The organism is Kaistella palustris DSM 21579 (genome assembly GCF_000422265.1).
In the GTDB taxonomy this organism is placed as follows: Bacteria; Bacteroidota; Bacteroidia; order Flavobacteriales; family Weeksellaceae; genus Kaistella; species Kaistella palustris.
This window is the reverse complement of sequence record NZ_AULL01000013.1, coordinates 288,029-312,013: the sequence shown is the minus strand read 5'-3', so window position 1 is coordinate 312,013 and position 23,985 is coordinate 288,029. Positions and strand designations below refer to the sequence as shown.

At 42.2% G+C, this 23,985-nt stretch carries 20 protein-coding genes and 1 tRNA gene; 11 read left to right on the top strand and 10 right to left on the bottom strand.

Annotated elements, in window-relative coordinates:
- Positions 1-26: 26 nt before the first annotated feature.
- From H562_RS14675 to rbfA, 4 genes are all read right to left on the bottom strand, one after another.
- A complete protein-coding gene (locus H562_RS14675; protein WP_051190398.1) occupies positions 27-2,066 on the bottom strand; it encodes an endonuclease in 2,040 nt (679 codons plus the stop codon).
- 192 nt (positions 2,067-2,258) lie between these two features.
- Positions 2,259-3,383, bottom strand: a complete 1,125-nt coding sequence (locus tag H562_RS0104840) for an endonuclease (protein ID WP_027376470.1) — start codon at positions 3,381-3,383, stop codon at positions 2,259-2,261.
- Between the two features lie 194 nt (positions 3,384-3,577).
- Positions 3,578-4,789, bottom strand: coding sequence for an ABC transporter permease (locus H562_RS0104830; RefSeq protein WP_027376469.1), 1,212 nt, complete (start codon positions 4,787-4,789; stop codon positions 3,578-3,580).
- 20 nt (positions 4,790-4,809) lie between these two features.
- Positions 4,810-5,172, bottom strand: a complete 363-nt coding sequence (gene rbfA, locus H562_RS0104825; protein WP_027376468.1) for a 30S ribosome-binding factor RbfA — start codon at positions 5,170-5,172, stop codon at positions 4,810-4,812.
- 269 nt (positions 5,173-5,441) lie between these two features.
- Between rbfA and mce the strand changes: the two genes are divergently transcribed.
- Entirely contained in the window at positions 5,442-5,837 is a 396-nt protein-coding gene (mce, locus tag H562_RS0104815) for a methylmalonyl-CoA epimerase (protein ID WP_027376467.1), read from the top strand.
- Between the two features lie 360 nt (positions 5,838-6,197).
- Positions 6,198-6,271: transfer RNA gene (locus H562_RS0104810), tRNA-Ile, on the top strand.
- A 232-nt stretch (positions 6,272-6,503) separates the two neighbouring features.
- Here the strand turns inward: H562_RS0104810 and H562_RS15340 are convergent.
- Entirely contained in the window at positions 6,504-7,388 is an 885-nt protein-coding gene (locus H562_RS15340) for a YciE/YciF ferroxidase family protein (RefSeq protein ID WP_051190397.1), read from the bottom strand.
- Between the two features lie 70 nt (positions 7,389-7,458).
- Positions 7,459-8,712 (bottom strand): KGG domain-containing protein, encoded by a 1,254-nt coding sequence (locus H562_RS15335; protein WP_051190396.1) that lies wholly within the window; start codon positions 8,710-8,712, stop codon positions 7,459-7,461.
- A 591-nt stretch (positions 8,713-9,303) separates the two neighbouring features.
- On the opposite strand from H562_RS15335, the gene H562_RS0104795 reads away from it, so the two are divergent.
- The 7 genes from H562_RS0104795 to H562_RS0104755 all read left to right on the top strand — a co-directional run bounded on the left by H562_RS0104795 (position 9,304) and on the right by H562_RS0104755 (position 16,018).
- Entirely contained in the window at positions 9,304-10,470 is a 1,167-nt protein-coding gene (locus tag H562_RS0104795) for a zinc-dependent alcohol dehydrogenase (protein ID WP_027376466.1), read from the top strand.
- A gap of 227 nt (positions 10,471-10,697) precedes the next feature.
- A complete protein-coding gene (locus tag H562_RS0104790) occupies positions 10,698-11,546 on the top strand; it encodes a hypothetical protein (RefSeq protein WP_027376465.1) in 849 nt (282 codons plus the stop codon).
- Positions 11,547-11,682: 136 nt separating this feature from the next.
- Positions 11,683-11,958 carry a hypothetical protein gene (locus H562_RS15615; protein WP_156831963.1) on the top strand — a complete coding sequence of 92 codons (276 nt, stop codon included), beginning with the start codon at positions 11,683-11,685 and terminating at the stop codon, positions 11,956-11,958.
- Positions 11,959-12,290: 332 nt separating this feature from the next.
- Positions 12,291-12,869, top strand: a complete 579-nt coding sequence (locus H562_RS0104775) for a TetR/AcrR family transcriptional regulator (RefSeq protein WP_027376462.1) — start codon at positions 12,291-12,293, stop codon at positions 12,867-12,869.
- Positions 12,870-12,982: 113 nt separating this feature from the next.
- Positions 12,983-13,978, top strand: a complete 996-nt coding sequence (locus H562_RS0104765) for an NADP-dependent oxidoreductase (protein ID WP_027376461.1) — start codon at positions 12,983-12,985, stop codon at positions 13,976-13,978.
- Positions 13,979-13,995: 17 nt separating this feature from the next.
- Complete coding sequence (locus tag H562_RS0104760; protein WP_027376460.1) at positions 13,996-15,156, top strand: iron-containing alcohol dehydrogenase; 1,161 nt, start codon at positions 13,996-13,998, stop codon at positions 15,154-15,156.
- A gap of 184 nt (positions 15,157-15,340) precedes the next feature.
- Positions 15,341-16,018 carry a type 1 glutamine amidotransferase domain-containing protein gene (locus tag H562_RS0104755; protein WP_027376459.1) on the top strand — a complete coding sequence of 226 codons (678 nt, stop codon included), beginning with the start codon at positions 15,341-15,343 and terminating at the stop codon, positions 16,016-16,018.
- 148 nt (positions 16,019-16,166) lie between these two features.
- Here H562_RS0104755 and H562_RS0104750 read toward each other — a convergent pair whose 3' ends face one another.
- Positions 16,167-16,937, bottom strand: a complete 771-nt coding sequence (locus tag H562_RS0104750; protein WP_027376458.1) for a glycosyltransferase family 32 protein — start codon at positions 16,935-16,937, stop codon at positions 16,167-16,169.
- A gap of 199 nt (positions 16,938-17,136) precedes the next feature.
- On the opposite strand from H562_RS0104750, the gene H562_RS0104745 reads away from it, so the two are divergent.
- Positions 17,137-18,456, top strand: a complete 1,320-nt coding sequence (locus H562_RS0104745) for an alpha-amylase family glycosyl hydrolase (protein ID WP_027376457.1) — start codon at positions 17,137-17,139, stop codon at positions 18,454-18,456.
- A gap of 212 nt (positions 18,457-18,668) precedes the next feature.
- Positions 18,669-19,952, top strand: coding sequence for an alginate export family protein (locus tag H562_RS0104735; protein ID WP_027376456.1), 1,284 nt, complete (start codon positions 18,669-18,671; stop codon positions 19,950-19,952).
- A 105-nt stretch (positions 19,953-20,057) separates the two neighbouring features.
- On the opposite strand, the gene H562_RS0104730 is transcribed toward H562_RS0104735, so the two are convergent.
- The 3 genes from H562_RS0104730 to H562_RS0104720 form a co-directional block, all read right to left on the bottom strand.
- A complete protein-coding gene (locus tag H562_RS0104730) occupies positions 20,058-22,187 on the bottom strand; it encodes a Tex family protein (protein WP_027376455.1) in 2,130 nt (709 codons plus the stop codon).
- A 72-nt stretch (positions 22,188-22,259) separates the two neighbouring features.
- Positions 22,260-23,084 (bottom strand): alpha/beta hydrolase, encoded by an 825-nt coding sequence (locus tag H562_RS0104725; RefSeq protein WP_034690665.1) that lies wholly within the window; start codon positions 23,082-23,084, stop codon positions 22,260-22,262.
- 177 nt (positions 23,085-23,261) lie between these two features.
- Positions 23,262-23,762: an FKBP-type peptidyl-prolyl cis-trans isomerase gene (locus H562_RS0104720; RefSeq protein ID WP_027376453.1), complete on the bottom strand. Its 501-nt coding sequence runs from the start codon at positions 23,760-23,762 to the stop codon at positions 23,262-23,264.
- Positions 23,763-23,985: the final 223 nt, after the last annotated feature.

The window sequence follows — 23,985 nt, the reverse complement described above, 5'->3', positions numbered from 1 at the left end:
TGTAGAATTTATACAGAGAACTGCTTTTATTGTACAAGGAATTTCGCGGATTGATTGCCGGCTTTTAAAATGTACATTCCTTTCGGTAGATTTTTCAGAGAGATTCTGTTTCCATTTTTAAAGGGTTCGTCTACTGTTTGTACGAGCTTGCCTGCAAAATCAAAGATCTGTGCGGCCTTCACCGTGTTCAGATTTTTACCGTTCACGTTGATCTCACCATTTTTCACAGGGTTTGGCGAAACGGTGAAGGCGTTTTTCTGCATGCCGCTTTCATTCACTGCTGCAGTCGCGTAGCAGGTCCATTTCATATCATCGATCGCAATACGGTTGCTGTTGCTGTTTACTAAACTGATTTCCACCACGCCGGATACATTGATTCCGGTAACTACAGTTGTTTGTGCCGTAGCGCTGTAAGGTACGGTTTTACCCGTGTCGATGTCATTAACAAAAACTTTTAAAGTCCCTGCGCTACCGCTGAATTTAAGTTGCGTAGTCACGGTAAGATCGCCAATTCCGTTTGGTACAGATAAGGCGGTTAAGAATCCGTTGCGGATGGTAATTGCTCTGCCGTTAAGTGTTTGATCTGTTCTGGAGTCTTCTGAAGTCCAGGAAATTCCGTTGCTTGTCCAGTTATAAGTGGAATAAATTGAAGCATCTGCCGGAATGGAATCGAAATTCTCGTCACCACAATTGATTCCAATTGCAAGCGTTGTCGCGGTAACTACATTACTTGCGGGCGAAACATTGAGCGCGGCATCTTTTGCCACCACGTAAATGGAGTAGGTGGTGGAAGGATCAAGGTTCGCAATATTGGTTGAGGTGTCGGTTGTAGAGCCGGATAAAACACCATTGATAAAGATATCATAAGATGTTACTTCCACATTATCAGTTGCTGCAGTCCAGCTGAGTGCTACATTATTTGTTCCTACGGATGTTACCTCGAGGTTCGTTGGTGCAGTTGGCGCTTCATTATCAGTTAAAGTGGTTCCGCTCACAGTGTTGCTTGGTGCAGAAACATTTCCGGCAGCGTCTACTGCAACTACATAAAAGGTAAATGTTGTTCCCTGTGCAAGACCGGAAACTGTTGCCGTGGTGGACGGTGCGTTGCTGTTGAAGACACCATTCACAAAGATCCGGTAATAAGAAACCGCAATATTGTCGGTAGAAGCGGTCCAGCTTAGTTTTGCAGAAGCTGTGTTTGTAGAAATTACTGCAAGATTTGTAGGTGCAGTCGGTGCTTCATTGTCAATGACCTGTGTGCCCCAGATTGTCTGTACCCACTCGGGATGATCAATGAAAGGATTTCTGTTGTTCTGGTAAACATAAGATGCATTGTTTCTTTCGATTTCGCTTGGTGAAACGGGATCCTGAAGTGCCCAGGTCAGCAGAACATCTCTTTCCCAAGTCTGTAAACCGGGATAAGTGTTGTTCGCAAGCATATTGCCTGTGGAGAAAGTTGAAAGTTTGCTTTCGTACCGGGTGACAAAATAAAAGATCATTCTGGCGATATCACCTTTGAATTCATCGATCGGCTCACAAACAGTTCCACTGTAACCTGGTGATGAACTTGAACCTACTTTGGTTCCGTTCTTAGAGGTGAAAGACGCGCTGCCAACCATGCCGAAAGGATAGTTGCTGCGCATTCCGTTGACCTTACCGTCTGTCGGGCGGATGAAGTTGATGTCGGAAACCATAGGCGCTTTCGAACCGAATAAACTTTGGGGAACTACGTGTTCTCTGTTGTAGCAGTCGCCTTCGGCGCTGTAGTTACCACATTTTTTCACGCCATGTACAAAATTGTATGGGTCTGTTCCTGTAGGATTTTCAGAATACATATCGAGTACGGTACCGTCTTTTTCGTAGAAATGATCGCTGTCGGTAGTAGGATAACCGTTGTAAAGTCCGTTGTAACCGTGATCCTGAGCTCCGGCTGTAATAATTGCGCTGAGTTTTGTTTTTAATGCCGCACCCGAAAGTCCATCGGTGCCGTTATAATAACCTGCCGGCGCCTGAGCAAGTGAAACTGAAAACATAAAACCCAATAAAAGGAGGGTGAGTTTTTTCATAATGATTTAAATATTAGTGGAAGGCAAAGGTAAATAAAAATATGTACCACGCCGACAGATCATTAAATATTGTGCGGCACGGCACCTACATGAATTTCAAGAGGTTTTGTTCACACAATTTCTTCCCAAAAAACAGTTCGGGCGCATAAAAAAACCGCCTCTTCCGAAACGGCTTTCCTTCTTTTTTAAAAATTAATTGATGATAAACCTTAATGACTGCTCTTCGGTCCTCAAAATATAATTACCTTTTGGGAGTTCTTTAATATTTACTGTTCTGAGGTTGCTGAAATCCTGGGAAACACTTTTGACCAGGCGTCCTTCCATATTATAAATCCTTACCTCTTTAATTTTTTCAAGTCCGTAACCGGCAAGATGAATTTCGCCGTTTCGCACGGGATTCGGGTAAACGGAAACTCTGGTTTTAAATGCTGCTACTTCTGAACTTGAAAGGGTAGAATTCCATATCATAAAAACCCATTCGGGGTGGTCGATAAAGGGATTTCGGTTTTTCTGCCGGGCGTAGATTGCGTTGTTCCGGTCGATTTCCTTTTGCGAGACCGGATCCTGCAAAGCCCATTTCAGCAGAAGGTTAATATACCATTGCTTGTATCCGCGTTCTCTGCTACCGTCAATTGGATTCATAGAAGGATTGTACTGCGAGAAATTCTGAAGTTTGGTTTCATAGCGTGTGATGAAGTAGAGCTGCATCCGTGCAAGGTCGCCTTTAAACTCATCAATAGGCTCGAAGATCGTGCCGCCATAATCGGGGAAACTGCAGCCACCCACTTTGCTGCCATTGCTCGAGGTCCAGTCCGGATCATTGGTTTCGCCATAAGGATAATTGAACCGCTGGCCATTAACATAATAATCCGCAGGAATAATGAAGTGCGCATCATTGGCCATAGGTCTTGCATTGATGCCGCCAAAGAATGACTTGGGTAAAGTATGTTCCCTGTTGTAGCAGGAATTCTCCTGCTCCATACTGTTGGTAGTGCCGCACTGGTTGCCGCCATCGGTCACGCGTCCCAACCTGTACTCGTAGGCGTCCGGTCCTGCCGGCCTTTCAGAATACATATCGAGCACAGTTCCGTTATTTTCGTAATATTTATCTACGTCGGAGGTGTAAAACGTTTCCCACAATCCACCCGTTCCGGTGCCATAACCCAAATCCAACGCACCATCGGAAATGATTTCACTGAGTTTGGATTTTAGGGTATAGCCTGTAAGTCCAGCTGTGCCATTATAATAATCAGGAGGCGCTTGCGCGAATGCTGCCGAAAATATCCCCGCGAGCAAAACTGTAAATATTTTTTTCATTTCAATTTAAAAACTAGCTGCAAAGATATTAAATAAAGAGGCCTTTAACCCTAAAATAATATTCGCCTGATCTTCATTGATGAAAAAAAATGCGCCTTCTGCATTTACAGTCAACGATACTTTTACAAATAAAATTTCCAGCCAACCTTCATCAAAAAAGATTCAATATAAAATAAAAGCGAAAAACCGGAAATCTAGCGTATCGTAAAGTTTGATCTGTTGATTTTGGAAAAGATCCAGGAAACCGCCACGCCAAAAAGCGCCGACGTGCAGCCCACAATAATGTAATTCCAGAACCTGATGCGCACAGGAAACGGCAGATCTGTATTTTCACCGGCCTTGAAGAAGCCCGTCTGCATTTGAAGATATCCTACTATACTGCCAAGGATCAACCCACTCACGATACCGAAAAGCACGATGAGTAATCCGGTGTAAAAGTAAATTTTCCGCAGTGTTTTTAAATTCATGCCGAGCGAAATGAGTGATTTTGCCTGCTCCTTCTTATCGAGTTGCAGAATAATTACGGCGCCCGCGAGATTAAATGTGGTAATAAAAATAACGAGTGCGAAGATCAGATAAATAAAGAGTTTTTCTGTATTGATCATCTTCCAGAAGGCCGCATTTTCCTCCTCTTTCGTTTTAATGTCATATTTGCTGCCAAGGATTTGCTGCAGGTTTTGCTTTACAATATCTGCATTTTCGGGATTTTTCAGTTTGATCACGATTTCGTAGGCAGAACCTTTCGGCAGATTCAGCAGCTCGCGTGTGAGTTCAATCGGCGAAATAATGGTATTGTCGAGTTGATCGTTCCCGGGGAAGACGCCGGAAACCACGATCTGCCGCTTTTCAAAAATATCTTCTTCGCGACTTATGATTCCGGTACCTGGCTTTGGCATCAGGAGTTCCGCGAAATCTGCACTGTCGCCCACGGGGATCGCCAAACGGTTGTCCAGCTTATTCTCCATCAGCACTTCATTGCTGTATTTAAAACTCGGATACGCCCCGTAGAAGATATTCTTATCGATGGGATTTACAAGAACATACGCAGAGTCCACGCCGCGCAAATTGGCAATATCACCATTTTCGCGGAAGTTGATATATACTTTTTCTTCAATGACCTTGGAGAAATTCGCAATATCAGCCACGGTTTTCAGCTTTTTTTCAGCCGCGCCAATATCAGGCAGCGTTTTTCCCTGTTTGCTTTTCACTGTAATATCCGCGTGCAGATTTGCGATAAGGTCCTGATTCAAATCCTCGAGCCCCGAAAATACAGAGATGATGATAAACATTGCTGTCACCGCAACCATCATTGCCAGCGCGGCAAGCCACGTGATAAACGTAACCGCAGTACTTCCTTTCTTAGCCAAAAGGTAGCGGGTTGCAATGTAAAAAGCCGTATTCTTCAAAAGGTGATTCTTTAAAACCGTTACAGCACAGGATTGTCGCCCTGGCCTTTCAGCTCTTTTTCAATCTTTTCCACGTCGTCCAGCGTAGTATCCAGGTAAAAATTAAGCTCGGGAATGATCCGCACCTGTTTTCCCATTTTCTGACCGATGAAATTTCTGTACTGCGCCTTGTTCGCCAGGATTTCCTTCATAATATCTTTTCGGTATTCCGGCGGGAAAATACTCAGGTAGATCTTAGCGATACTCAGATCCGGCGTCACCTTCACGTCCGACACCGAGACCAGAAAACTCTGCTTACTTTCTGAGGCCTGCTTGCGGAAAAGTTCGGCAAAATCCTCCTGTATAATCTGGGCGACTTTCTTTTGTCTGTTGCTTTCGTTCATAGCGCAAATTTAGTACTTTTGGTTTAATAATTTGGGCGTGTTTTTTTCGCCTGCGCTTCGGCAAGGCCAAAAAAAACCGGTCTGCGGGCAGTCGCTTTTTCAGGTGGCCTTTGCCGGTCCCCGCGCGTTCACCTGAAAAGAGCTCCAACAATGCCCTCCGCCCTCACGCAGAACTCCGCGAAAAATCATCGGTCCATTAAAACAGGAATAATTTAAGTTTAAAACAGATAGTTTAATTTTGAATCACTACAATTAAACCATAAACCTACATGAAAATCGAACACCTCGGCATCGCCGTAAAATCACTGGAAACCTCTGATAATCTTTTTGCCCGGCTTTTAGGCGAAGAAAATTATAAACAGGAAGCCGTGGAAAGGGAAGGCGTTACCACATCTTTTTACAAAGTGGGCGACTGCAAGATCGAACTGCTGGAAGCTACAAATCCTGAAAGTCCCATTGCGAAATTCCTCGACAAACGCGGCGAAGGTGTGCATCATATCGCCTTTGGCGTAAATGATATTTCTGCTGAAATCACCCGCCTGAAGGATGCAGGTTTTACATTTGTTTCCGAAGAACCCAAAGCCGGCGCCGACAATAAGCTCGTGGTCTTTCTGCACCCCAGATCCACCAACGGTGTACTGGTAGAGCTGTGTCAGGATATCTAAAGACACGGGGAAAAAGTAAAAAGAGCCAAGTCGCAAAAAACTGGTAAGCCGACGGGTGAATTGGCAGTAAGCTCAGGAATAGTGATTATTTGTGAATCTAAAATATTTCGCTGAAATCTTTTATTTTTTTCCAAAATGACCGACGGTTGTTTGAAAGTTTTGCAATTATATTACGGCAAAATTTAAAAAGATTAAAAGTCAGCGTATATTTGTAAGATTGTATAGGGCAGTTAGAAAAAGGCATTTTCCCTTCAAACCTTCTGTTTTATCAGGAAAAAAGCCAAATAAATTTTGATTATATCAAAAAAGCCTTATTTTTGCAAACCCAATTGAGACTTTGTTTCTTCGGAAATACAGTTAGGCCCTATAACTCAGCTGGTTAGAGTAGCTGACTCATAATCAGCAAGTCCTTGGTTCGAGCCCAAGTGGGGCCACTTGATTTACAGCCGCTTACAGAATTCCTGTAGGTGGCTTTTTTTATGGTCCCGAAGTCCAACGGTTTGTCTATTAAAGCAACTGCCGCCTTTTTATCAATTTAAGCAAGATATGATTAATCATCGGCAACAGCACTTTATTTTTTGAACTGATAAGATCTTAAAGCGGAATAATGTAACGCCCCGAAAAACAAGGTTTTTCGGGGCGTTATTTTTTACAGTCTGTAACTTATCAATGATACGAAGTGCTTTCTTCATATTCTTCCTCGTCGTATTCTTCCTCGTAAGCTTCATCTTCATAATCCTCACTTTCGTCATCTTCTCCGTAATCTGCTTCCGCATCATCGTTAAGTGCTTCGAAATTGATAAAGGATTCGGCAATATCAGTAAGGTCATAATCGGTGTTTTCCTCTTCCTCGAGTGTATCCTCAAGCAGGTCTACACATTTATCATAACCCAGCGTTATCGCTAACTGCACCAGGCCACCATAGCTGGCAATCTCATAATGTTCGGTTTTCTGCGCCGCGATGATCAGCGCTGCGTCGCGTGTCATGGTGCCTTCGGGTGTAGATTTTATAATATTTTCAGTTTCTTTGATCAAACCTTCGATCGCTTCACATTTCTTCTTCTCAGCCTGCTCGCCAATATTGCGGAAAACTTTTTCCAGCCGCTTGATCTGTTTTCTGGTCACGATCTCGTGGTCTTCAAACGCGTCCTTCAATTCTTCGGTGGTTGCAGCATCCCGCATTTTAGGCAGTGCCTCAAGTATGGCATGCTCTGCGAAATAGATATCTTTAAGTGCATCCAAAAAGAATTTTTTCAAGGGTTTCTCTTCACTGTCATCTTCATCTTCCGTAGAATTGTCGGTGTTGCTGTCCAATTCGCTGCCGGTCTTTCCCGCCGCTTTTCCGTTGGCTTTACTATCTGCTGTACTTTGTGCAGCAGCTTTTCCACTGTTTTTTTCGGTTTCAGACTTTTCTGTAGTGGATTTGTCTGATTTATCTGCTCCGGACTTTGGATTGTTTTCTGTTTTTGATGTCGTGTCCGCCGCAGTTGCAGCTTTGGTTTCGTCACCTTTTTTAGAGGTGGCCATGCTGCTTTCGTTTGGCTTTTCCATTGTTTGTTATTTTTAATGTGAACAAGAAGATAAAGGAGACGGCTGCCTCCTTTATCAGGTGTTATATGAGTTATGAATCTTCATCACGGCGTCTGCCGCCATAACCGGACCGGCCGGATCGCGATGAAGTTCTGCCGCCACCGTGTGAAGCGCGGCCGCCCATTGCAGCGATTCTTCTTACTTCAGATTTTGGCATAGAAGCGAAACCTCTGCCGCCACCGCTGCCGGAATTACCTCTGCCGGAAGATGAACCTCCTCTTGATGAACCTCCTCCGCCGGAACTTCCACGACCTGAACCGCCGCCACGGCCAGAATTTCCACCGCCGGAATTACCTCTGCCGGAGGATGATCCGCTTCTGCCGCCGCCATGTGAGGCGTGACCACCCATAGCTGCGATTCTTCGGACTTCAGACTTAGGCATTGATGCAAAACCCTGTCTTCCGCTGCCGGAATTTCCACGTCCGGATGATGAATTTCCTCTTGACGAACCTCCTCCTGAACTGCCACGGCCGGAACCGCCACCTCTGCCGGAATTGCTGCCGCCGGAGTTACCCCGGCCCGAGGATGATCCACCGCCATGTGAGGCGCGGCCGCCCATTGCTGCTATTCTTCTTACTTCAGATTTTGGCATAGACGCGAAACCTCTTCCACCGCCACCTGAGTTTCCACGGCCTGAAGATGAACCTCCACGTGAAGACCCTCCGCTGTTGCCACGGCCAGAGCCTCCACTTCTGCCGGAGTTGCCACCACGCGAGTCTCCGCCTGAACTTCCTCTGCCGGATGAAGATGAACCGCCACGACCACCGCCATGTGACGCACGGCCACCTTCCGCAGCTATTCTTCTTACTTCAGATTTCGGCATCGATGCGAAACCACGGCCGCCGCCAGAATTCCTCCTTCCGGATGAGGAGCCGCCTCTGCCAAAACCTCCACCTGACCTGCCGGAACCTCCGCCGCTGCGTCCTGATGACCGGTCATAATCGTCATCATCATCATCGCTGGTGAAACGGCCCTGGCTGTCTCTCATTCTGCCAACATTATCGTCGTAATATTCGTCATCATCATCGTCATCGTAATCGTCATCATAGTTTTCATCATCATCGTACTCGTCATCGTACTCATCATCATAGTCGTCATCGTACTCATTATCGTACTCATAATCATCGTCGTCATCATAATCGTCCTCCTCATCGTAATAATCGTCATCATCTTCATCATAATCATTGTCATAATGCTGACGTTGATTTCTGTAGTTATCATCATCGTAATCACGAGATTGCGATCTGTTACCTGAACGTGAGCCGTTCGAACTTCTGCGATTCATAATAATTCTTTTTTGTTGTTAATAAAATTGTGTTTTTACGAAATGAAAAGTAGCTACAATTCGTTTATTTTTGTGTGTAGCATAGCATTCAAAATTTATGCCGCAGAAAACGGATAATATACTTGTTAACATCTTTTATTAAATTATCCACACAATTAACCCAAAATGTTAATAGATAGTTAAAAAATAACGTGCTTAATGTGTTTATTTCCGCCCGCCTATTTGTTATCATTTAGCATTGTTCTTTAAAAATTATTTGGTGGCATAACGTGTAGATAATTCGGGATACAGGAAATGGGCGCTTAAAGGCAGAATAGGCATGTTTTCCGAAATCAGGAATTGCTGTAATTAGTTTTTTGTGATCGTGCTTTGCCTGTATTTCTTTGCCTGAAAATTCAGAGGGAGTAAATTTCAATGGCTTAAATAATTGGTAAGCACAGAGAGACTTCTATCATAAACTGAAATATGTAATATCATACTGCTAACATGACTTGGTTCCCATTATAAAAAAATATAAAAAATCAGCGCAGGAATTTATATGGCTAATGTTTTGATGATCTGAAATTACCAAACAATAAAAAAATTAAGTATATGAAAGCAGCAGTTTTTCACAGTCCGGGCAAAATCACCTGTGATACCGTAGAAGACCCTACGATCAAAGAACCCAGTGACATTATTTTGAAAGTAACATCCACGGCAATATGCGGTAGTGACCTGCATATGTATCACGGTGGAATTCCGCAGCCGCGACCAATGGTGATGGGCCACGAGTTTATGGGAATCGTGGAGGAAGTTGGCGGAGAGATAAAGAATCTAAAAGTTGGTGACCGCGTTGTGGTGCCTTTTCCGGTGGCTTGCGGTCACTGCTATTTTTGCCAGCATGATCTGCCCAGTGCCTGCGAGCACAGCAACGAGGAAAATTATGGCCCCGAAGGTGGCATCGCTACCGAAAAAGGTGGTGGCATGTTCGGATATACCGATCTTTACGGCGGTTACGACGGTGGCCAGGCACAGTATGTGCGGGTTCCGTATGGCGATTTCGGGCCGCGGATTGTTCCCGATAATCTGACTGATGACCAGGCACTTTTTTTAACCGACATCTTTCCTACAGGCTATACCGGTGTAATGTGGGCTGAGCTGAAGGGTGGTGAAACTGTGGCGATATTCGGTGCGGGTCCGGTGGGCAGCATGGCGGCGAAAAGTGCTGTTTTGAAAAATGCCGGTCAGGTAATTGTCGTAGACACTGTGCAGTACCGACTGGACCAGATCAAAAGGCTCACAGGTTGCGAAACGATTCTGTGGAAAGACCCAAAAGATGTAATCGAAGAGATCAGAAGTCTCACCCATGGTCGTGGCGCCGATCTCTGTATTGACGCAGTCGGTTTTGAGCCGGAACGTAATATCCTCGACCGTGCAAAAGCAGTTGTTAATTTTGAAAAAGGTTCTATAAAGGTTTTGGAAGCCTGTATGAGTGCCGTGCGCCGTGGTGGTAAAATTTCGATTCTTGGTGTATATCCTTATAATTACGATAATTTTAAACTAGGTCAGATCTTTGACAAAGGTTTACGGATTCAGGCAGGTCAGGCACCAGTTCAAGCCATTATTGATGAACTGCTTGTGTACGTGAAGGAAGAAAAAGTAGTGCTTGATGATATCATTACACATAAAATTTCGCTGGATGAGGTAGCAAAAGGTTACGAAATTTTTGATAAAAAGGAAGACGGCTGCGTAAAAGTAGTTTTAGATCCCTGGAAATAAAGAATAAACTTTGACCTTGATTAAATCTGAAAGCATTTGCCGCAAGGTAGGTGCTTTCTTTATCTGAGCGGCAGGCAAAATTTTGATAAAGCAATTATCTAACTCAGTGCTTTTGCAGTTACAGGAAAAAAACACGCATTTTTACAGTTAAAGAGTATTGTAGGAATCCGCTATTGATCACATTTACTTTATTTTTGCGCACACATCAAAAAACTTAATTAATCATTATGATCGACAAAAATTTTTATCTTGAAAATCTTTCCGCTTTTGATATTTTAATTGAAGATGACCGGCCAAAGGCTGAGGCGGTGATTTTCAGAATTTACAGTATTCTGCAGCGCGATAAAGTTTGGCTGCGTGAAGTGGCTGCCGAAGAAGATATTACCGAGGAGGACATGCAACTTTTAAAAGAAGTCGACGAAGAACTCCAGGAACTCGACAAAACTTATAATTTTGGTTTTGCAGCATTTCATCAGCGTGTGCTGCATGAACTTGCCAAAGGCCAAAGCGCTGATACTGTTTCTTTGCCCGAAATTTCAGAACAATCCAGTTTAAATGAGCTGGATGACGATATCATTTTTGCTGGCGGTGAAGATTACACTTCAGAAGATGACGAATACTTTTTTGCGGAAAGCGAATTTGCGGACGATGATGATGATGATGATGATGATCTTCTCAGTGCGGAAGATGATCCGTTCAGCCATTTATCCGATGAGGAACTGCATCTTGTCACCGATTTTATTGTGCAAAGTGCCAGGACAAAATTTGATTTCGCTGCATTCATGAAGAACTTTCCCGGCGTGGAGGAGACTTTCGTGGAGGAAGAATTTCTTTTGCCTTTGATCTCCGGAAAAGCTTTTTCTCAGGATGATACAGAAATTGCGGAGAGCCTTTACGGCGCTTTCCGTAATTTGGGTTTAAACTTGCGGCTACCGGACCTGATCAAAATCATTGAAGAAAACGGTAAAAAATTCGGTGCAGAAATTCTGGCTTTCCAGGTGGCGATCGATTCGCTGCAGCAGGGCGCGCATCCTAACGCCGTGGTTTCGCAATTGTCGCAGTTACTTGGTAAATAATTGAGAAAGACTTTCACATTAAAAATTATGTGCTGAATTTTGATCTTTATTGCGCACAATCTCAGTTATCAAGTGTTTGCGAAGATTACTCCGTTTAAAAGGAACGCTTTTTGCGTGCTTCATTGAAAAGAGCCTTATGAAAAGCAAGATCCTCGTCATAGAAAGCCAGACCAAACCCTTGGCGCGCCTGCGTAAACTTTTTAAAAAACGCAGTTTTCAAATTATTCGTCCGAAAGAAACCGAAAGCATTTTTAATATTTGCAAAACCGAAAAGCTCGCCGCTGTGGTTGTGGATCCGGGTGTGTACGGCGAAAGGAGCGCGCGCTTTCTGCAAAATCTTCGCGATCATATTTTACCGGAAAATGTAAAACTCCTAAGTGTCGCCGGTGAAAACCTGGCTGAGTTCTCTTGACACCTGGACTTCGAATTTCAGTCCGCTAAGTTTTTTTGTGTAGTTCCGTAACAGTTTTATTTGATTTCTGTTAACAGATTTACTTATCTTGTTTTTCTTTATTCTCTCTTGTTCCTTGGATTTCGTACGGCTTTTAATTCTTAATTTTTTTATTTGTACCTCCGTTTTCTTCATCCATTTTCATTCACAGAATTCTACAACCAAATTCTTAAAAAAGATAAAATTCGTTAAAAAAATGAACGTTCATTCAGTTTGTCGTATGTTTGCAAAGTAGAGTGGTATAGTTTCACTCACGGAAATTTTACTGGGAAAATTCATCATTAAATGCCGAAATGATTAAAAAAGAAAAAGTAACAGATAAGAAAGCCGCGCTGCTGGATGCTACGCTGACCTTGGTTAACAACCACGGTTTTCACAACACACCAATGTCGAAGATTGCGAAACTCGCAGGCGTATCTCCGGCCACGATTTATCTTTATTTTGAACATAAGCAGGATCTGATCAACAGTCTTTATCTGAAAGTGAAAAAATCTTTAAGCGAAAGTGCCTTTAAAGGTTATGACAGCCAGATGTCTGTAAAACAAGGTTTCGAGATCATTTGGTTTAATATTGCAGATTATAAATTGAAACAGATCAGTGAAGCTACTTTTTTATCGCAGTGCGATAACAGTCCGATGATCGGTGAAGCCATTCGTATAGAAGGTTTAAAAAACCTGCAGCCCCTACTTGATCATTGGGAAAGAGGGAAAAACGAAGGCATCATCAAGCCGGTCTCAGATTACGTTTTATATGCACATACCATTTATCCACTTTCTTTTTTACTCGAAATGCAGGCGCGCGATATTTTTACTTTGGATGAAAATACCAAGAGCGAAATGTTTCAGGTAGCGTGGGATGCAGTTAAAATGTAATTTTTTTTTCAATTAAAGAATGAACGTTCAGTTTTCCGGAATCACTGAGAAGTTTTATAAGAAACCGTTGGAAACCGGAATTAAAGCGTCAATAATTTATCAAAAATAAAAATATGAATAATACTATTACTTTAAACAGCCGACCTGTTGGGAAACCCCAGCTTTCAGATTTTAAATTTATCGGGGAAGAAATGCCAGTTGTAAAAGAGGGAGAAATTCTTTTAAAAACAAAATTCGTTTCTGTAGATCCTTATTTAAGAGGAAGAATGAGTAATGCAAAATCGTACATTCCGCCTTTTGAACTTCAAAAAGTAATGAGTTCGGGAGTTGTAGCAGAAGTGACAGAATCGCAAAATGAAAAATTCAGGAAAGGAGATTTTGTTTCAGGAATGTTGGATTGGAAGGAATTTCAAACTTCAACGGGAGAAAACCTTTTAAAAATAGATGATCAAATTGCGCCACTTTCTAATTATCTGGGCGTTTTGGGAATGACGGGATTAACGGCTTATTTTGGACTCACAGAAATTGGTAAACCGCAAAAAGGAGAAACGATTGTTGTTTCCGGAGCAGCCGGAGCCGTCGGAAGTATCGTTGGCCAAATCGGAAAAATACTGGGTTGCCGCGTTATCGGAATCGCCGGAACTGATGAAAAAGTAGAAATGCTGAAATCTAAATTCGGTTTTGATGAAGCCATTAATTATAAAACAACGAAGGACATGCCCAAAGCCATTGCAGAAGTTTGTCCCGACGGAGTTGATGTTTATTATGACAATGTTGGCGGAACGATTTCCGACAGCGTTCATGCAAACATTAACCGATTAGGAAGAATTATTGTGTGTGGCGCCATTTCCGCTTACAACGATACTTCAGTTCCTCAAGGTCCAAGAGTTGAACATTTTCTAATTCGTAAAAGTGCTTTGATGCAAGGATTCATCGTAGGAAATTATGCCGAGAAATTTCCGGAAGGAATGAAACATTTATCGCAATGGTTAGCCGAAGGAAAACTGAATTATTCAGAAACCATCGTGGAAGGTTTTGAAAATATTCCACAGGCTTTTATGGACCTTTTCGACGGTAAGAATAAAGGAAAAATGATCGTAAAAATATAAACATTAAAATATATAATATGAACAATTTTAAATACAGAAATCCAACAAAAATATTGTTTGGTAAAGGTCAAATCGAAAATCTATCAACAGAAATTCCGGCAAATTCAAAAATCCTGATGCTTTATGGTGGCGGAAGTATTATGAAAAATGGAATTTATGAAGAGGTGAAAAAAACACTGTCAGAATATGAAGTTGTAGAATTTGGTGGAATTCCGGCAAACCCGGAATACAGCGTTTTATTGGAGGCTTTAAAAATTATTAAAGACGAAAACATCACTTATCTTTTAGCAGTTGGTGGCGGTTCTGTCATTGATGGAACTAAATTTTTATCAGCCGCCGCTTTATACGAAGGCGAAACTCCGTGGGATTTGTTGACCAACAAAAAACCGGTGACCGAAGGAATGCCTTTCGCAACGGTTCTAACACTTCCTGCAACAGGTTCAGAAATGAATTCAGGTTCGGTAATTACCAGAGCAGAAACTCAGGAAAAATTAGCGTTTGGTGGACCGGGAATGTTCCCGCAATTCTCAATCCTTGATCCGGAAGTAATCAAATCGATTCCACAACGTCAATTGGCAAACGGAATTGCTGACGCTTTCACGCACGTGATGGAACAATACATGACGTATCCAATCGGCGGCAAATTACAGGATCGATTCGCGGAAAGTATTATGCAGACTTTGATTGAAACGGCTCCGGAAATTATGAAAGATCCAACAAATTATGAAGCAGCATCTAATTTTATGTGGAGTTGTACGATGGCGTTAAATGGATTAATCCAGCAGGGAGTTCCGGGAGATTGGGCAATTCACTCCATGGGCCACGAACTGACGGCGATGTACGGCATCGATCACGCCAGAACTTTAGCAATTTTAGCCGGAAATCATTACCGTTATAATTTCGAAACCAAGAAAGAAAAATTAGCGCAATACGCCGAACGCGTTTGGAATATTACGGACGGAACTTTAGAAGAAAAAGCCCACGCTGGAATTGACAAAACAGATGAGTTCTTTAAATCTTTAGGAATTGATATTAGATTATCAGACTACACCAAAGATTATACAGGAACCGGAACCGCTGTGGCAAAACGTTTTACTGAAAGAGGTTGGGAAGGACTTGGAGAACATAAATCTCTGAAACCTTCTGATGCTCAGAAAATCATCGAAATGAGTTATTAAAAATCAGAATTATAAAAATTCAAATTAAACAATTCATTGCTAAGTGAAACGCCTTTTCGAACTTAAGGAAGTACGTAAAACAGTATGTTTTAAAAAAAAACTTTGCGAGGCTTTACGTTAAAACTTAATGTTCAAAAAGAATATTCATAAAATTATTAAAAATTAAAACACTTAAAAAATAAATATGAAAATATTATTTGTCTTAACATCGCACGATCAATTAGGAAACACGGGCGAAAAAACCGGTTTCTGGATCGAAGAATTTGCAAGTCCTTATTACTATTTAGTCGATAAAGGAGTAGAGGTGACTTTAGCCTCCCCAAATGGCGGACAACCACCCATTGATCCTACCAGCGATAAACCTGAAAATCAAACGGAATCAACCGTCAGATTTAAAGCGGATAAAGATTTACAGGAAAAACTAAGCAGAACGCACAAACTTTCCGAGGTTTCATCCGACGATTATGACGCCGTGTTTTATCCTGGCGGCCACGGACCGTTATGGGATTTGGCAGAAAGCGAAACTTCCGCAAAACTGATCGAAAGTTTTTATAATTCCAACAAACCTGTATCTTTCGTTTGTCATGCTCCGGCAGCGTTGAAACGTGTGAAAAATACGAATGGAGAACCATTGGTAAAAGGTAAAAAAGTAACCGGCTTTACCAATACTGAAGAAGCTTTGGTACAATTGACCGACGTTGTTCCTTTTTTAGTTGAAGACATGTTAAAAGAAAATGGCGGAATTTACAGCAAAAAAGGAGATTTTGAGCAATATGCGATCGAAGACGGATTGTTGATCACCGGACAAAACCCGGCTTCATCAGAAAAAGTGGCAGAATTATTATTTCAGAAACTTCAGTAATAAATTCCGGATCTCTGTTAAAGTTCTTAAAAAGTTCCAAATCAGTTCGCTGTTTTGGAACTTTGCTTTTGCTACCAATCAATTTTCCACTGTCCATCATCAACTTTTAATTATCAACTCTCACCCGTTAATCATTAACTGTCAACTCTCAACCACGAAGATATTCCTCAATTTTTTCCTTCGGTATAAGGTCCAGGATTTCATTAACGTCGATAATTTGGTGTTCATTTAGAATGCTTTTCACCGCTTTTGCCGCATCCGGATAATTTACCAGACGCTCCAAAAGCCCATAAACATTCACCATTTTCTTATGTGTATTTTGCGAATCGCCACCAAACCAGGAACCGTTGAAATGGTGACTTACATAATTTTTTGGCAGATCCTGCGAAAAATAAACTGATGGATATAGCGTGACTCCATGTTTTAAATGCTGAATGGTATCGCTATAACGATCGGCACCGTATTCCTTTTCCAGCATTTCAGAAAAAATATCTGTGTTGATGCGTTCTATAAAGCCGGCCTGCTGATTGTAATAATTCATAAAATCCCTGGAAAGCTGATGTTGGGGTTCGGCCATCCAGAAAGCGGAATAGGGAACGCCTTTCACTTCAAATCCGCAAACAGCCTTTTCCGTCAGGAATTCATCCAGCGGAAGCTTAAGTTCCATGTCGGTATCCATGTAAATTCCACCGTGCTCAAACATGATCCTCGAACGGACGTAATCGGACACAAAAGCCCATTTTTTCTGTTCAAAAGCTTGCTTCACATAAGCATTATCCCCAAGCGGCGAGTTGCTTTCATTCCACTCAATGATTTCAAAATCAGGATGAATCCTTTTCCAGGAAGAGATGCAGTGCTTTGCCAGGTCGTGTTTTTCCTGGCCGCTAAACCAGCAGTAATGAATTGTTTTTGGGATCATAAAATTTTATTTTAAGGAAATCTGATGTTTTTTAGTTTTACCAGCGCTAATCATACTTTCAGCAAACATCAAACCTAAACAAGTTACCAGCAAAAAAAACCACAAAAGAATTTGAGAAAAAAAATTTCTAATATAAACACTACTTTTATCTTCCTAAATTAGAAATTTTAAAAGCCAAAAACCAAAAACCAAACCGGAAATGCCCAACCGTTATCAACCCGAAAAATATGTGCAGTTAAAAAACCCGGAATGGCTTAAAAATGCCATACTTTATGAACTCAATGTGCGGCAATTCTCGCCCGAGGGAAATTTTAAAGACATTGAAAAGGAACTTCCGCGCCTGAAGAAAATGGGTATCGATATTATCTGGCTTATGCCGGTACAGCCAATCGGCATTAAGAACAGAAAAGGGACACTCGGCAGTTTTTATGCGGTGAAAGACTATTATGGCGTCAATCCCGAATTTGGAACCGACGGTGATTTCCGCGATCTTGTAAATGCCATTCATAATGAAGGAATGCACGTGATTCTGGATTGGGTGGCCAACCACAGCAGTTGGGATAATGGTTTGGTTTCCGAACATCCCGAATGGTACAAAAAATCCAAGACCGGCGCCTTCCAGTCGCTGCCCTGGCGCGATTATGATGATATCATCGATTTTGATTATTCGCAGCCTGAAATTCGGAAATATATGACCGACGCGCTGAAATATTGGGTGCAGGAATTTGATATTGATGGCTACCGTTGCGATGTGGCTGCATTTGTGCCGGTAGATTTTTGGGAAAACGTGCGGGCAGAACTCGAAGAGATCAAACCTGTTTTTATGCTTGCCGAAGCGGAAGACAGGGAACTTCACCGCAGAGCTTTTGATGCCACCTACAACTGGACTTTGTGGAATGTTTTGCAGCAGATCGCTCTTTACGGGAAAAGCGCAAAGATACTTAGCGAAGCTTACCTTGCCGAACATGTGTCAGTTTTTCCGAAAGAAGGAATCCGTGTAAACTTCGTGGACAACCACGATAAAAACGCCTGGGAAGGAACGCCGCAAGCCAACTTCGGTGCGGCTTTAAAAACAGTAATGGTTTTTACAGTTTTAATGGATGGCATGCCGCTCATTTACAACGGCCAGGAAGCAGGTCTCGACCGGTCCCTGCAGTTTTTTGAAAAAGATCCCATTTCCTGGAAACCACACGAAAACGAAAAATTATATACGCTGCTTTTCAATTTAAAACATAATAACCAGGCACTTTGGAATGGGATTTACGGTGGTGAAATGGTTCGCATTAAAAATAACAGAAGTGATGAGGCGGTTTCTTTTTCCAGAGAAAAGAATGGAGACACAGTTTTGGCATTCTTTAATTTTAGCCATAAAAACATTTCAGTGAACTTTGATACATCGGCAGAAACAGGCAGTTATGAAAATCTTTTCAACGGCGAGCCGGAGCATGTTTCGGAGACTTTTCAGCTGGATTTGCCTGCGTGGGAATTTGTGGTGCTTCATCATTCCAACGGCAAATAAACCGAAAGTCCATTTAAATTTAGCCAGTGTAGCGCGGAATTATTTTTTTTTCATTGATGCGGAAGCGGTCTTGATCAGATGATATTTTTCAGCATTTTTGATTTTCCGGTGCAGATGCACAAATTCTTCAGGCTTTATAATTACTTTCGCAGAAGATTTAATAAGACCTTTTTGTCTTAATTTAAAAATGTAAAAACTTAAAGCCTTTTGCCATGATAAAAAATATCCTCACGCTTTGTGCTGCCACTCTTTTTTCGCTTTCTGCCACTGCGCAAACCGACAGTCTGAAGATCAGTCTGGATTTCCGAACCCGCGCCGAACTCGATAACGGTTATAAAACACTAATTCCACAAGGAAAAAAACCGGAAACCAATGTTTTTTCAAGAGTACGCCTCGGAGTTGATTATTACTGGCAGGATCTCGAATTATACATGTCGCTGCAGGATGCGCGTATTTGGGGCGAAGTTTCCTCAACAAACCAGCGTAGCGGAAGTTTAAACGTGAATGAAGCCTGGGCGAAATATAACTTTAACAGAGACGTCGCGCTGAAGGTCGGCCGCCAGATTCTGTCTTACGATGACGAAAGATTGCTTGGCGCTCTCGACTGGCAGATGCAGGGCAGAAGTTTTGACGCTGCGAAAGGAATTTTCCGTCTCAGTCCGCAATCAAAGCTGGAGACCGTAGTCACTTATAACAATGATGACAACGACGCAAACGACCCCGCGGACAGGGAATTTTACAGTGTACTGGATTCCGGCGAACGTACCAAGTCGATGCAAATCATTCATTATCAATATTTATGGCCGCAGGCAAGTGTTTCATTCATCGGTTTAAACAATGTGGTTCAGCATCTAAACGGAAACCATTACGATATGCTGACGCTGGGAATGAACGCTAAAAAATATTACGAAAATGTAGGTTTCTTTGGTTCGGCATATTGGCAAACGGGGAAAAATACGTTAGCCCAAAGCAAAAATGCGTATCAGTTTTCAGCTAATATCGATTTTATTTTGAACAAAAATGCTAATGTTGTGTTGGGAACGGAGTGGCTTTCCGGCACAGATTATAACGAAGATGTTACTAAAAACAATTCGTTCAGCCCGCTGTACGGCACAAATCATAAATTCAATGGATTTATGGATTACTTTTTCGTGGGCAACCATTTTAACAGTGTCGGTTTAAAAGACTTTTACCTCAAGTCCAATTTTAAATTAAATCCAAAAGCGTCTTTGGCATTAAACCTCCATGCCTTCGCGAGCAATGCAAAACTGGGATTTGATGCTGCAGCGCAGAAAGAATATTCTACTTATTTAGGAACGGAAGGCGACGTAGTTTTTACTTACAAAGTCGCACAAATCTTTAACCTGCAGCTTGGTCATTCGCAAATGTTTGCAGCCGACGGAATGAAATATCTAAAAAATGTTCCCAATTCATCAAACATGCAGAGTTGGTCGTGGTTAGGGTTAAATTTTAAAACTTTGTTTAAACTGAAATAGCATCGACTTAAACATCGAAAAGCACATAAAAAACTTTCTTTAATACAGGCACATTTTACCTTTATCTCATTCTGTCATTTAAAATTTAAAATCTAAAATTCCCTTTTAATCATTCAAAATCATCGTCAGCTGTATCCGTTTGCGTGGCTCATCGATTTCGACGACTTTTACCTGAACATGCTGGTGCAGTTTTACGACTTCATTTACATCAGCCACAAAACCTTGCTTCAACTGGGAAATATGTACGAGCCCGCTTTCCTTAACTCCCACATCTACGAAACAGCCAAAAGCCGTAATATTGTTTACAATTCCGGGCAGTATCATCCCTGTCCGTAAATCCTTAATTGATTTCACGGTAGGATCGAACTCAAAAACTTTCGCTGCTTTTCTCGGATCCAAGCCCGGTTTTTCGAGTTCCTTTAAAATATCTTTTATGCCTAAAGTGCCAATTGTTTCAGTAACGTAATTTTGAGGATCAATGGTTTGAATTTTTTCTTTATTCGCGATGAGGTCGTGCGTTTTAATTCCCAAATCTTTCGCCATCTTCTCCACGACCGGATAAGTTTCGGGATGGACCGCCGAATTGTCCAACGGATTTTTACCATTGGAAATCCTGATAAATGCTGCCGCCTGTTGATAAGCTTTTTCGCCCAGTCTCGGAACCTTTTTGAGTTGCTTCCGGTCTTCAAACGCACCATTTTCTGCACGGTAATTCACGATATTTTCCGCCATCTTTTCACCAATTCCCGACACATAACTCAGCAGTGATTTACTCGCAGTGTTCAAGTTGATTCCAACTGAATTTACACATTTCATCACCGTAGAATCGAGTTCTTCTTTCAACCGTGTTTGGTCTACATCGTGCTGATATTGCCCGACACCGATTGACTTGGCATCAATTTTTACAAGTTCTGCAAGGGGATCCGCCAATCTTCTTCCGATGGAAACCGCGCCACGCACTGTGACATCAAAACCGGGAAATTCATCCCGCGCGATTTTACTGGCCGAGTAAACCGACGCGCCGGCTTCCGAAACTATGAAGACCAAAGGTGGTTTATCAAAAGCAATTTTCTTAATGAAGAATTCCGTTTCACGACTTGCCGTACCGTTTCCGATCGAGATCGCCTCAATATTAAACGAGTTGACCAGTGACCGGATTTTTTTCATGGCCAGGCCGGTTTCATTTTGCGGCGCGTGCGGATAAATGGTTTCGTTGTGCAGAAGATCACCTTTTTCGTCCAGGCAAACCACTTTGCATCCACTTTTGAATCCCGGGTCAATTGCCAGAATTCTTTTCTCTCCCAAAGGTGGCGCAAGCAGAAGCTGACGCAGATTCTCAGAAAAGATTTCGATGGCTTTCCGGTCCGCTTTTTCCCTGGTTTCCTGCAAAGTCTCATTGGATATTGCCGGCTCCAGCAATCGTTTATAAGAATCTTTGATGGCCAAAGCAATCTGATCCGCACATTCATTATTTGATTTAATTACCGCGTTTTCAATAAATTCCAGCGCTTCTTCTTTATCAATTCCAACATTGGTTTTTACAAAACCTTCGGCTTCCGCACGCAGCATGGCCAATAAACGGTGCGACGGAATGCGGCTCAAACTTTCTTCCCAGTCAAAGTATTGTGAAAATTTTTGCGCAGCTTCTTCATCTTTTTTTGCTTTGATGACTTTTGAAGTAATGACTGCTTTTCGCTGGAATAATCGGCGCAGATTTTTCCGGACGTACATGTTTTCGTTGATCCATTCCGCCATAATATCCCGCGCACCCTGCAGCGCCTCTTCTTCCGACGGAACCTGGGCGCTCAGATATTTCCCTGCGAGCGCTGTAAGATTACCGGCGTTCTGACTCATGATCATCCTCGCCAAAGGTTCCAGACCTTTTTCTTTTGCCGCATCTGCTTTGGTTTTCCGTTTTTTCTTATAGGGCAGGTAAAGGTCTTCCAGCTCCTGAAGATCAAAACTTTCTTCAATTCTTTGTTTGAATTCCGGCGTTAAAGCATTTTGCTCTTCAATTGATTTGAGGATACTTTCTTTCCTTTTAATAATTTCTTCAAACTGCCGGTTTAATTTGGAAATGGATTCGATCTGAACCTCATCCAGGTTTCCGGTTGCATCTTTTCGGTAGCGCGAAATAAACGGAATTGTGCAGTCCTCAGCAAGCAGTTTTAATGTCGCATTGATGTTTCTATCGGATACAGAAAGCGATTTCTTTATAAAGTCGGTGGCGGTCATACTGTTTTTTTAGCAGCGCAAAAGTAAGGACTTTCAGCGTAAATATTTTTTAATGGAAAGTATGAAAAGGTGTCAATTGCGGTTTTCGTCCATGAATTTTTTTATTTCTGAAAACCGTGCGCTCGCCGGCCAAAAATACTGCAAAACCATGGGAATATGGCTTTTATTAATGATGACCGGCTTTACACATGGCTGAAATTCGTGCAGTTTTCTCACAAAATTTTTATTGGCGGTTTTTATGGATTCATAAGTTTTTGCTCCCACATAAATATGGAATGGTGGCGAGTTTTTAGCCAGAAAGTTGATAGGTGAGGCTTGGTACCAATTCTCCGGATCATTGCTCCAGGTCTGCAGATAATCATCTTCAGCGGTTGGCGGATATTTTTCCAGATAAGCTTTCATATCTATGCCTGCGGCATCATTTAAAATAATTCCGGACACCGAACTTTCATCAATTCCAAATTTTGGGTTTAAAACGGCATTAGCTGCGAGCTGACCGCCTGCCGAATGTCCCGTTACAAAAATTTGATCCGGCTCCCCCTGATAAGTTTCAATGTTTTTCTGAACCCATAGGATCGCTGCGGCAATTTCCTGTGTCATCTGATCCACGTTGGCCTTTGGACTTAAGGTGTAATCGGGAATTACGGTGATCACGTTTTTCTTTGCGAAGTTCCGCCCAAAAAACCCATACTGGTCTTTACTTCCGCTGTTCCAGTTACCGCCGTGCACGAAGATAAGGACCGGAAATTTTTTGCCTTCAGCGTTTTTGGGCACGAAAATATTCAGTTTCAGGTCTTGATCTGCGGCAGATTTCGCGTAGATTACATCTTTGTGCTTGATTGACTGACAACTGAACATGGTGAAAAAGGCGAAAGTATAACCAATGATTATTTTCATTCTTAAAAATACGGTAAATGCGGCGACACGGATTTAAAATTCTAAGCAGGAGCGCAGATTTTGAGAGCGACTGTTTCGGCTAAAACAGAAAATTCAAAACACCTGTATTATTTTTGAAAACTTTACATCAAGCAAAAAAAAGCTGCAGATAATTTCAGCAGCTTAAATCAGTATTTTTTAATGACCGCCCTGTCCATCAGCACCGTGCGCATGACCGTGGTCCAGTTCTTCTGGCGTAGCGGGGCGCGTTCCGTCAACCTCGATATCAAAATGCAAAGTTTTCCCCGCCATTGGATGGTTCAGGTCTACCAACACAGCTTCAGGTGTAATCTCCAGAACCACCGCGTTGATATGATTTCCTTCGGGATCCTGAAGTGGCAGGATCGCACCTACCGGCGGCATATCCGCGCCTTCAAACATATTCAGCGGCAATGCAGTTTTCGCATTTTCATCTTTATCACCATAACCTTCCTGCGGCTCCAGGGTGAACGATTTTTTATCGCCGGGAGCCATATCCTTCAGGTGCTCTTCAAATTTGGGCAGCATGAGTCCGGCACCGTATAAAAAAGAGAAAGGGTTGTCGGCATCAGTTTTTTCAATGAAGGTTTTTTCGCCGTTATCTTCTACAGCGTGCAGCGTGTAATGTAGTGATACGACGTGATTTTTGTCTATTGTCATAAGTTTGGTTTTGCGGAGATCTTTATCTCCTTTAATTAATTTTATCTGTAGTAATAGTAGCTTATTAAAACAGATAAGTCGAAATACAAAGGTAAGGTTTTGGTTTAAACTGGTTTTTTAAGCTAATGCTGCCGTCTTTATAAATTAACCTGTTTCCCTAAAGAAACGCCGGAAGATAAACATCTGCACATTCGCAAGGTTTATTGAAAATCTGTTTTTTTCA

Bases quoted from the DNA above. Each gene is read 5' to 3' on its own strand.
- H562_RS14675 (WP_051190398.1), bottom strand. From the start codon at position 2,066: ATGAAAAAACTCACCCTCCTTTTATTGGGTTTTATGTTTTCAGTTTCA.
- H562_RS0104840 (WP_027376470.1), bottom strand. From the start codon at position 3,383: ATGAAAAAAATATTTACAGTTTTGCTCGCGGGGATATTTTCGGCAGCA.
- rbfA (WP_027376468.1), bottom strand. From the start codon at position 5,172: ATGAACGAAAGCAACAGACAAAAGAAAGTCGCCCAGATTATACAGGAG.
- mce (WP_027376467.1), top strand. From the start codon at position 5,442: ATGAAAATCGAACACCTCGGCATCGCCGTAAAATCACTGGAAACCTCT.
- H562_RS15340 (WP_051190397.1), bottom strand. From the start codon at position 7,388: ATGGAAAAGCCAAACGAAAGCAGCATGGCCACCTCTAAAAAAGGTGAC.
- H562_RS15335 (WP_051190396.1), bottom strand. From the start codon at position 8,712: ATGAATCGCAGAAGTTCGAACGGCTCACGTTCAGGTAACAGATCGCAA.
- H562_RS0104795 (WP_027376466.1), top strand. From the start codon at position 9,304: ATGAAAGCAGCAGTTTTTCACAGTCCGGGCAAAATCACCTGTGATACC.
- H562_RS0104790 (WP_027376465.1), top strand. From the start codon at position 10,698: ATGATCGACAAAAATTTTTATCTTGAAAATCTTTCCGCTTTTGATATT.
- H562_RS15615 (WP_156831963.1), top strand. From the start codon at position 11,683: ATGAAAAGCAAGATCCTCGTCATAGAAAGCCAGACCAAACCCTTGGCG.
- H562_RS0104775 (WP_027376462.1), top strand. From the start codon at position 12,291: ATGATTAAAAAAGAAAAAGTAACAGATAAGAAAGCCGCGCTGCTGGAT.
- H562_RS0104765 (WP_027376461.1), top strand. From the start codon at position 12,983: ATGAATAATACTATTACTTTAAACAGCCGACCTGTTGGGAAACCCCAG.
- H562_RS0104760 (WP_027376460.1), top strand. From the start codon at position 13,996: ATGAACAATTTTAAATACAGAAATCCAACAAAAATATTGTTTGGTAAA.
- H562_RS0104755 (WP_027376459.1), top strand. From the start codon at position 15,341: ATGAAAATATTATTTGTCTTAACATCGCACGATCAATTAGGAAACACG.
- H562_RS0104750 (WP_027376458.1), bottom strand. From the start codon at position 16,937: ATGATCCCAAAAACAATTCATTACTGCTGGTTTAGCGGCCAGGAAAAA.
- H562_RS0104745 (WP_027376457.1), top strand. From the start codon at position 17,137: ATGCCCAACCGTTATCAACCCGAAAAATATGTGCAGTTAAAAAACCCG.
- H562_RS0104735 (WP_027376456.1), top strand. From the start codon at position 18,669: ATGATAAAAAATATCCTCACGCTTTGTGCTGCCACTCTTTTTTCGCTT.
- H562_RS0104730 (WP_027376455.1), bottom strand. From the start codon at position 22,187: ATGACCGCCACCGACTTTATAAAGAAATCGCTTTCTGTATCCGATAGA.
- H562_RS0104725 (WP_034690665.1), bottom strand. From the start codon at position 23,084: ATGAAAATAATCATTGGTTATACTTTCGCCTTTTTCACCATGTTCAGT.
- H562_RS0104720 (WP_027376453.1), bottom strand. From the start codon at position 23,762: ATGACAATAGACAAAAATCACGTCGTATCACTACATTACACGCTGCAC.